Below are 7,364 nucleotides of genomic sequence, written 5' to 3' on the forward strand. Positions count from 1 at the left end.
GGAACGCCAGCGCGACCACATCACGGCGTTCATTCGCGAACGGGTCGACGCCGCGGGAGCCGACGGCTACGTCCCTCGCGACCAGGGCGTCGACACGCTCGTGATGCGGCTGGAAGCGGTACTCGACGACCGGTCATCCGGGACGCGATCGACCACCGACGCGGTCGATATCCACACGCCGGAGCCGGCGGAGGACCCCTCGAGCCGCCTCGAACTACTCGTCGAGCAGTCGCCGCTCGCGATCATCGAGTGGAACCTCGCGTTCGAAGTCCGCAACTGGAACCCCGCGGCGACCGAGCTGTTCGGCTACACCGCCGACGAGGCCAGGGGCGAATCGGCAATGGATCTGCTCGTTCGGGACGACGAGCGCCGAGACGTACTCGAGTACTGGGATGCCCTCACCAGCGGCGACACCGACGGACTGCCGTCCCGACGAGTGAATCGCAACGTCGACAGGGACGGGACGCCGATAACCTGTGAATGGGTCAATACGCCGCTCGTCGAGGACGGGGAAATCGTCGGCGTCCTCTCCTTCGGACAGGACGTCACCGCGGAGCGCAAGCGCGCGAACGCGCTCGAGGCGCTCCAGGAGACCACTCACGAGCTGCTGCGAGCGGAATCGACCGACGAAATCGCCGACATCGTGATGACGGCGACCGAGGACGTGATCGATCGGTCCCTGGCCGCGATCAGGTTCTACGACGAGGAGACGGAGACGCTCGAACTCGCCGGGATAACGGCGGCGCTCGACGAGTCCACCGACGACATCTCGACGATCGGCCCGGAGTATACCACCCTCTGGGACGCTTACACCGACGGCGAGCCGGCTCTCGTCGACACCGTCTCGACGGGCCGTATCCCGTACGACATCGAGGCCAGCGTCGGAAACGCGGTTATCCAGCCGCTCGGCGAGCACGGGCTATTGACGGTCGCGTCGTCGGGCGACGATGAACTCGACGACGCGGAGAGACACCTCATCCGCGTCCTCGCCACGACCGCCGAAGCGACGCTCGATCGAGCGGCGCGCGAACGCGAACTCGAGCGGACGAAGACCGTCGTCGAGACGGTCGGCGACTGCGTCTACCAGCTTGACAGCGAGGGGTATCTGGTCACCGCCAACGAGACGATGATGGGCGCGACCGGCTACGACCGCGACGAACTGATCGGCGAGCACGTCTCGACGGTCCTCACGGACGCGAGCATCGAGCGCGGCAGACGACACGCTCGGGCGCTTCTGTCCGACGATTCCCGACGCGTCGCGACCTACGAGGTCACGCTGACTGGCCCCGACGACGAGCGGATCCCGAGCGAGGTCAACATGGCGCTGTTGCGCTCCGACGGCGCGATCGAGGGGACGGTCGGGATCGCACGCGATATCAGCGACCGCAAACGCATGGAACGGAAGCTCGTCGATCGCAAGTCGAAGATCGAGGGACTCCACGACGTTGCTTCCCGTCTCGAGGGCTGCGAGAGCCACGCGGAGATATACGATCTGACCGTCGAAGCGGCCGAAGACGTCCTCGACTTCGACGCCTGCTGCGTCGCGCTGGCTCGAGAGGAGTCCCTCGTTCCGGAGGCCGTTTCGTCGACCCTCGAGATCGACCTCGACGCGCGGATACCGCTCGACGACGACCTCGGAGGGCGGTGCTATCGGACGCAACAGCCCGTCCGTGTCGACAGGATCGACGCGGATCACGACTCGATCCGAAACGGCGACGACTGCCAGTCGGCCCTGAGCGTTCCGATCGGTGACCGCGGCGTGTTTCTGGCCGGCTCGACGGAGCCCGACGCGTTCACGCCGGCCGACGAGGAACTGGCGGAACTGTTGCTCTCCCACGTCACCGACGCGCTCGATCGAATCGCGTTCGAGGGGCGTCTCCGGACGGAACGCGACCGGTTCGCGGCGCTGTTCGAAAACGTCCCCGACGCCGTCGTCAGCGTTACACAGCTCGAGGACGGCCCCGTGGTCGAGGAAACTAACCCGGCGTTCGAACGAACCTTCGGCTACGACGAGGATGACCTCGTCGGTAACCCGCTCGATCAGTACGTCGTCCCGGCCGACAGAATTGCCGACGCCGAGACGCTCAACCGGCGCGGAAGGCGGGGCGAGATCGGCGACGCCGAGGTCAAACGGCGGACCGCGAACGGGCTGCGAGATTTCAGGCTTCGCGTCGTTCCGATGGAGATGGACGGGTCGTCGGATCGCGCCTTCGGACTCTATACCGACATTACCGCCCAGAAACAGCGGCAGAAGCGCCTCGAGATCCTCAATCGCGTGCTCCGTCACGACCTGCGCAACGGAATGAACATCATCAACGGCTGCGCCGAGATGCTCACTGACAGCAGCGACGGCGCGAACCACGAGTACGTCGAGACCATCCGAAATCGTGCGAGCGAACTCACCGGCCTCGCGGAGAAGACTCGCGCCGTCGAACGGGTACTCGACCGCGAAGAGGCCCCCGCCGGACCGATCGATCTCTCCGCGGCCGTCGAACGAGCGGCCGACCGCCTCGAGCGCGCCCACGAGGCGGACATCGACTGCTCGCTGCCGGATCGAACGTTCGCCCGGGCCGACGAGTACCTCCAGACGGCCGTCTTCCAGATCCTCGAAAACGCCGTCGAGCACAGCGATCGGGCGCGACTGACGATCGACGTGACGCTCCAGGATCGACCGGACGACGAGATCGTGACCGTGTCGATCGCCGACGACGGCCCTGGCATGCCGGACGAGGAGCGAGAACTGCTCGAGGGCAACCGGGAGATCACGCAGCTTCGCCACGGGAGCGGCCTCGGGCTCTGGCTGGTCAACTGGATCGTCAGACAGGCCGGCGGGCGGCTCTCCTTCGCGGACAACGACCCTCGCGGCACCGTCGTCACGCTCGAGGTGCCCCGCGCCGACACGGAGACCGTCCGGGCGGCGGTGGACGAGACGGCGACCGGCGATTAGGGCTTAGCGTCCCCACTCGTAGAACCACCAGCTGGCACCGAGCAACATGAATCCCGCGCCCAGCGCGGAGGTCGCGGGCTCGGGAAAGACGAACAGGAGGAACCCGACGAGGATCAACAGCGTGGGCTCGAGTTCGTTCCAGTAGTCCGAGAGCGACGGGAGTGCCATGCTGAACGGTACCGGGACTGCGGTCAAATAAGTGTACCCGGCTTCCACAACCGGAAGCCATCGGGCCGGCGGCTATCGGGGGGTTCGCTATCGAGTTAGCGGCTGATTGAAGCTCCGTTCGCGCTCGATGACGGTCTCCCAGGTCAGTTCGCACTCGCAGGAAACCTGCTCGAACACCGACGGATCCTGCCGCAGGTCGAAGTCCTTGATCGCCTTCTGGACGCGGTCGTCGCACTCCTGGCAGTTGTGCGGGCCCCGATCGGAGCCGTGGCCGACCGGATCGGAGACGACGATGGCGTCGACGTCCGCCGTCTCCTCGAGCACGCGGGCGACCGACCAGAGCCACGGCGGCCGGTAGCCGTCGTTGAAATAGAGCTCGTCGACCATCGTATAGCGCTGGACGTTACACGGGTTCATCGAGACGGTGTGACAGCCGTCCACGTCGGCACAGCGTTCGATCGACGAGCGCATGTCGTCGACTGCTTCGGCCTCGGTGAGGAAGGGCGGTTTCATCAGGAGGTAGGCCTTGATCCCGGCCGTCGTGTCGCCGCCAGCGTTCTCGTCTGCGACGGCGGCTTCCGCACAGGCGTCCTCGAAGTCCGCGAAGTCGAAGTACTTGTTTACGCAGTCGTGGCGCACGCGGTCGGTGGCCGTCTCGAGGCCGATCGCGATGTCCGTGTGAATGCCGTGTTGCGTGAAGTCGCCGATCTTCTCGCGGTCGACGAAGTCGGGCAGGGACTCGAGGACGATGCGGTCCCGATCGGCGAAGGTGTCGGCGATCGCTCGTCGGCTCTCCGCGCCGACCTCGCGTTCGTCGAGGAAGGACCCGGAGGTGTAGATCTTGATCAGGTCGGCCCGCTCCTCGGCGTTGTCTTCCTCGTGTTCCAGACAGCTATCGATCTGGTCCATCAGGGCCTCGTGGCTCACGGAGCCGCCGTCGACGCTCTCGGCGACGTAGCCGCACATCGTACAACCGCCGGCGCGGGCCCACCGGCAGCCGCCGGTGTTGAGGATGATCGTCAGACTCGTCTTGACGCCGTCGGGAGTGTTGTCCTCGTCGAGCCAGACGCGGGTCGGCTCGTGGGGATCGTAGCTGGCCTCCTTGCGAGAGCGGATCTCCCGCATCGCCTGATTGTGGGCGTCCATGCCCTTGCCCTGCTCGTATACCTCGGGCGTGGGTTTGCTCATTAGAAGGTGCAAGCGGGCCAGCGCCTAAAGCGCCTTCGTCTAGCGTCTTCCCCCATCCCGCGGCACTCAGCCTCGAGACACAACCGCCGAAAAAACGGCGGACGCGTTCTTCCGCCGAACGCGGGTTAGGCCTCGGACTCGTTCTCGGCGTCGTCCTCGGTCTCGATCTCAGTTTCGTTGTCGGATTCGTTCGTTTCGTTCGTCTCGTTCATCTCATCGTCCATCTCCATCGCGTCACCGCTCTCGATGTCCTCGAGTTCGCTCGCATCACCGAACGTGAGGGTGTCACTGGTCGCGTTCTCGATGGTGATCGACGATGCAGAGAGGGTCGCGATAGTTTCACCGGAGCTAGCGTTGCTTTCGGTGTCCATCTCGTCGGTTTCCGTCATGTTCGTCTCCGTCTCGTTGTCGTCAGTCGCGTTCTCTTCGTCAGTCGCGTTCTCTTCGTCAGTGATTTCGAGGTCGTCGCTCTCGTTCGTTGTCGCGTTTTCGTCGGCGGCCATGCCGGCGCTCTGATTACCCTCCTCGACCGACTGGACGGTCATCGACTCGATCGTGACCTCGTCGACGTCGAACTGTTCGATGGTGAGGTTCTCGATCTCCTGAGACTCGTTTTCAGTCTCGGTGGTCTCGTTGTCAGCCGTCTCGTTGTCTTCCTCGGTCGTCTCGTTGTCGGTCGTCTCGTTGTCTTCGTCAGTGATCTCGAGGTCGTCGCTCTCGTTCGTCTCGTTGGTGGCCGTCTCGTTCATCCCAGCGTCCTCACCGACGGTCAACTCCTCGATGGTGAGTTGCTGAACGTCCATCGTCTCGATGGTCAGGTTCTGAATCGTGACCTCGCTCGCGTTCTCGTCGATCAGGGATTCGTTACCGGCGCTTTCGTTCGCCGCTGCGGTGTCGTTCTCGGTGGTATTGTCGTCTTCAACGGCGACGTCCGTTTCGTTATCTCCGTCTTCGATCTCGACGTCGGTTTCCGTCTCGTTCTCGGCGTCAGCGGATTCGTTCATCCCGGCGTCCGCAGACGCGTTGTCGCCACCGTTACGTTCGAGTTCCTCGAGCGTGACCCCCTCGAGCTCGAGCGACTCGAAGCGGATGTCGGAGAGGGACACGTTCTCGCTGCTTTCGTTGTTCGCGGTATCCGTTTCGTTCCCGTCGGTCGCGTTGGCAGTCGCTGACTCGTTGCTCTCGAGTTCGTCCTGCAGCGCCTGCACGTCGGCGTCGAGCTGTTCGACGTTCAGTTCCTCGATCGTCGCGTTCTCAACGGTGACGTTGTCGAGTTCGAGCGTGCCGACCTGTACGTTCTGGAGTGTCGCGCCCGATTCCGATTCGCCCATGTCTCCGGCGTCGTCGTCCGCGGCCGCTGTCGCACCGGCGAGGGCAGGACCCCCCGCGAGTGCGACCAGCAGCGCGACGAACACGACGCCGATTTGCTGCGGTCGTGTAACCATGCGCTCTCGTCTACCCGCCGTTCAGGGCTAAAATAGAGCGACTGTTACAAGATTATCTCGGAGAAAAGCAGTGTTGGAACCGTGCAACGGTCGCTAATATCGGGTTCACCTATCGAGTTCGATGACGGTTGCGAGTCGCGACGGGAAACGATCGTCGGACTGATCCGAGCCGTTCGTCCAGCGTGACAAGTGATGTGCTTGCAGCGTCACGGTATACATGCCGAGCGCACGGGAACGGAACGTTTACCGGCGCGCTCGCGATACTGCCGGACAATGCGCGAGTGCTTCGAAGTCCGGGACACCGACGCCGGCGGTCGTATCGGGGAACTCACCGTCCCCCGTGCCGACGTCACCGTCGAAACCCCGGCGTTGCTACCGGTGATCAATCCGAATCTGGATACGATCAGCCCTCGCCGGCTCGCGACGGAGTTCGGCGCGGAGATACTGATCACGAACTCCTACATCATCCACGGTGACGATACCCTTCACGAACGCGCCCTCGAGGAGGGACTCCACGAACTCCTGGACTTCCCGGGCGCGATCATGACCGACTCCGGCTCCTTTCAGCTCTCGGAGTACGGCGAGATCGACGTGACGACCGAGGAAATCCTCGCCTTCCAGCGTCAGATCGGCTCCGATATCGCCACGCCGGTCGACATCCCGACACCGCCGGACGTCTCCCACGAACGGGCCGAAGCCGACCTCGAGACGACACAGGAGCGACTCGAGATCGCCGAGGCTACCGACACCGGTGAGATGCTCGTCAGCGCGCCGGTCCAGGGGTCGACCTATCCGGACCTCCGCGAGCGTGCCGGTCGACACGCCGACGCGACCGATCTCGACGTCTTTCCGGTCGGCGCGGTCGTCCCGCTACTGAACGACTACCGGTACGACGACATGGTCGACGTCGTCGCCGCCGCCAAACGCGGGCTGGGGGCCGACGCGCCGGTCCACCTCTTCGGTGCCGGCCACCCCATGATGTTCGCGCTCGCCGTCGCCATGGGCTGTGACCTGTTCGACTCGGCGGCGTACGCGCTCTACGCCCGCGACGACCGGTATCTGACGGTTCGGGGCACCCGCCAGCTCGCGGACCTCGAGTACCTCCCCTGCTCCTGTGCCGTCTGTACCGCGTATTCGCCCGACGAACTCCGCGCGCTCCCCGACGACGAACGCGAGTCGGAACTGGCCGCGCACAACCTCCACGTTACCTTCGCCGAAATCCGCCGGATCAAGGAGGCGATTCGCGCCGGCAACCTGCTCGAACTCGTCGAGCAGCGCGCCCGCGCACACCCGACGATGCTCGACGGCTACCGCACGCTGCTCGATCACGCCCCACAGCTCGAGCGCTCGGATCCCGTCTCGAAAGGCTCGTTTTTCTACACCTCCCACGAGAGCGCGCGCCGCCCCGAAGTCGTCCGCCACCACGAGCGCCTCGAGCGGCTGTCCGTCCCCGACACCCTGTTGCTCACGGAGGGGGATTCACCGCGGAACGGCGATTTCGACGATTCCTGGCGCGTCGAGCCACCGTTCGGGCCGTTCCCCCGCGCGCTCTCGAGGAGCTACCCCCTCACCGCGGAAGTCCCCGAGCGGACCGATCGGGCGGCGCTCGAGGCCGC

5 protein-coding genes are annotated in these 7,364 nt (G+C 64.9%); 2 read left to right on the forward strand and 3 right to left on the reverse strand.

What is annotated here, in order from left to right; genetic code table 11:
- The coding region (locus PGX04_RS14340) for a PAS domain S-box protein (protein WP_273739143.1) at positions 1-2,947 on the forward strand (2,947 nt) is incomplete at its 5' end.
- A gap of 3 nt (positions 2,948-2,950) precedes the next feature.
- Here PGX04_RS14340 and PGX04_RS14345 read toward each other — a convergent pair.
- From PGX04_RS14345 to PGX04_RS14355, 3 genes are all read right to left on the reverse strand, one after another.
- The gene (locus PGX04_RS14345; RefSeq protein WP_273739144.1) at positions 2,951-3,115 is read right to left on the reverse strand and encodes a hypothetical protein; all 165 of its coding nucleotides are present in this window, start codon (positions 3,113-3,115) and stop codon (positions 2,951-2,953) included.
- 87 nt (positions 3,116-3,202) lie between these two features.
- Positions 3,203-4,303, reverse strand: coding sequence for an archaeosine biosynthesis radical SAM protein RaSEA (locus tag PGX04_RS14350; protein ID WP_273739145.1), 1,101 nt, complete (start codon positions 4,301-4,303; stop codon positions 3,203-3,205).
- 125 nt (positions 4,304-4,428) lie between these two features.
- Positions 4,429-5,748, reverse strand: a complete 1,320-nt coding sequence (locus PGX04_RS14355; protein WP_273739146.1) for a putative sodium/potassium/calcium exchanger — start codon at positions 5,746-5,748, stop codon at positions 4,429-4,431.
- Positions 5,749-6,021: 273 nt separating this feature from the next.
- On the opposite strand from PGX04_RS14355, the gene tgtA reads away from it, so the two are divergent.
- Positions 6,022-7,364, forward strand: a 1,343-nt coding sequence (gene tgtA / locus PGX04_RS14360) for a tRNA guanosine(15) transglycosylase TgtA (RefSeq protein WP_273739147.1), incomplete at its 3' end; no start/stop codon positions are given.

It is taken from the genome of Natrinema soli (genome assembly GCF_028618695.1).

Excerpts from the sequence above, each read along its gene's own strand:
- PGX04_RS14355 (WP_273739146.1), bottom strand. The coding sequence starts at position 5,748 with ATGGTTACACGACCGCAGCAAATCGGCGTCGTGTTCGTCGCGCTGCTG.
- PGX04_RS14345 (WP_273739144.1), bottom strand. The coding sequence starts at position 3,115 with ATGGCACTCCCGTCGCTCTCGGACTACTGGAACGAACTCGAGCCCACG.
- PGX04_RS14350 (WP_273739145.1), bottom strand. The coding sequence starts at position 4,303 with ATGAGCAAACCCACGCCCGAGGTATACGAGCAGGGCAAGGGCATGGAC.